The organism is Hydrocoleum sp. CS-953, assembly GCF_002260545.1.
Classification (GTDB): domain Bacteria; phylum Cyanobacteriota; class Cyanobacteriia; order Cyanobacteriales; family Microcoleaceae; genus Trichodesmium.
Genome location: NZ_LGSU01000191.1, coordinates 1 through 2,394 on the forward strand (window position 1 = coordinate 1; position 2,394 = coordinate 2,394).

General features: G+C 37.6%; 2 protein-coding genes. One reads left to right on the top strand and one right to left on the bottom strand.

Annotated features, from left to right (window positions below):
• Positions 1 to 206 (top strand): zinc ribbon domain-containing protein (locus AFK68_RS01580; RefSeq protein WP_210407169.1); only part of this gene is annotated, 206 nt, incomplete at its 5' end.
• 902 nt (positions 207 to 1,108) lie between these two features.
• Here the strand turns inward: AFK68_RS01580 and AFK68_RS01585 are convergent.
• Positions 1,109 to 2,374 (bottom strand): serine protease, encoded by a 1,266-nt coding sequence (locus AFK68_RS01585; RefSeq protein ID WP_246843927.1) that lies wholly within the window; start codon positions 2,372 to 2,374, stop codon positions 1,109 to 1,111.
• Positions 2,375 to 2,394 lie beyond the last annotated feature (20 nt).

Genomic DNA, 2,394 nt, shown 5'->3' on the forward strand with positions numbered 1-2,394 from the left:
TTCAACAGATAACTTATAAATGTCAACTGGTTGGGGTAAAAGTCATTGAAACTGAAGAAAGTTACACCAGTAAAACATCTGCTATTGACTTAGAAAAACCAATATGCCATGAAAATTATTTAGGCAAGCGAGTTAAACGTGGTTTATTCAGAAGTGCAACTGGTAAAGTGATTAATGCGGATATCAATGGCAGTCTTCAAATATAAGACAAGAAATTCCCAGGAGCATTTACTGTTGAGGGAATAGTGAGCTGTGCCGAGAGCGCCTGTATTGGTTAATCCAATATCAAGATAAAAGCTGTCACGATTTTCTACAGTTTTTTTCGTACGGTTACTTTCTTAAGTAGGGAAGTAGGAGTAGGGGAGTAGGGGAGTAGGTAGGGACGTTTTGCTGCGCAATATCGAAAGCGGAGCATTCCGGAACGGAAAACGCATTTTTGTTATGCAACGTCCGTATGGGAGTAATTTTTTTGCTCAACTCTTGTGTTTCCCAAAATGCTAACTTTTTGATTTTTCGGGAACCGTGCATAAAGAGCTGAAAAATAGGTACTTTTTCCAGACTTAAAAAGGCTAAAACCTTTATCTGTAAAGACTTTGAGATTTAATCAGTAATATCAAATCCGGTAGTATCGGTAGAATTCTTGCCCCGTAGGGGTTTGGTCTCCAAACCCTCCATAAACTAGGAGTTTTCGCTCTTTTCTGATGGTAGAATTATATCACTTCCGTTGCCCAGCGNGTAGGGGTTTGGTCTCCAAACCCTCCATAAACTAGGAGTTTTCGCTCTTTTCTGATGGTAGAATTATATCACTTCCGTTGCCCAGCGGATTTGATATAAGCCATAATTAATATTACAACGCTTTTCAGATGGATCAACCACATCGTCACAACCAAAACCTTGTAGGGACTAACCATGGTTAGTCCCTACTGTGGTCTACTCAAATCAAAACTGCTGTAAACAAAAAAATGTATCAAACGTATTCATTATGACTTCTGACTCCTGACTCATTTGATATTTAATTAGGAATTACGCAGAGGTACTATATATAGATTCAAAAAACTATAACGTTATAGTTTTAAACACTATATATATCGTCTTTGCATAAGTCCTATTAATCTAACAATAAGCTCCCACTACCACCAGAAGGTTCATCCCTAATCATATTTTCCAACTCAAACGTATACAACTTATAAATATCATCAACAACATCATTAGGATCGTCAAACACATCCTCACTTGCATCAAACTCTACTTGACCACTACTACTAGCAACCTTAAAATTTTTAATTGGCGTAATACCAGCTTTAATTACTTCCGCATCAGGTAACTCCCGTCTGAAAGCCAAACTAAAATCAAATTCTTTGACTAAACTCTCAAAATAATTAACATTTTGCCCACTGCTATAACGCTTCTGCAACTTATTAAAATCAAAAGTCTCACCACCAGAAATACTATCAGTATCACCACCAGACTCAGTTTCACTTCCCGCCTCAAGATTACCACCACATAAAGGTTTATTCCGACTACCTAACCCATGAGTACCAACTACCCGACCATTGCTATCAAACACAGGTCCTCCACTCATACCAGCAGCAGTTTCATCAGTATAAAAAATACTATAACCCTGATGCTGAGGAGCAGCATTAATTTTTCCCCTAACTGGACCCCAAGCTAAACGTCGTTGTCTGCGAGCCACTCTTTCACGACATCTACCTGTCTGCGGGTCTTGCTCTCTTTCCGGGTCAGGCCACCCAGAAATATAAACTCTGTCACTGAGGTTCACCTGACGTGAGTCTCCTAGGGGAGCAACTATATAATTATTTTTACTTTCAAATGTAACGATCGCCAAGTCGATACCCCTAACCTGATCTGTACCAACAGTATAATCGACTATATTAGTATTAAGAATAAAGCGATCGCGACAACCAAATCTCACTAATACTGTGAATTTTGGGCTACCTTTTAAAGGACACCCTCTACCATCATTAACATCTCTAACAGTATGAACCTCGCCATCATAAGTTCTAATTCCATAGTATGGCTTCCCTTGTGATTTTTGCCAATAATCTTTGTTGTCTAGGTGTCTTTGTAAAAAATTATGGGCGACAGTTAGCACATAATATTTATTTCCTTTTTTAGCAATAATTACCCCTGAACCTGGATTCCAAATACCTGATTTTCGTAATGGATTATTACGATTTTCTTCTAAGTCTTCTCGTAATTTAGGAGTTAATGCTGGAGCAATTAATACAGTTGTTTGTCTAGCAATAGAATTAATTTCTTCTATTGAAAGTTGAGCTAAAGCAGGAGTTGATGCTAGACAACTAAACAATATGCCACCTAAAAAAATAGATAATTTTTTGGTTGTTTCTCTCAATAAAAATAGCATTTAAAATT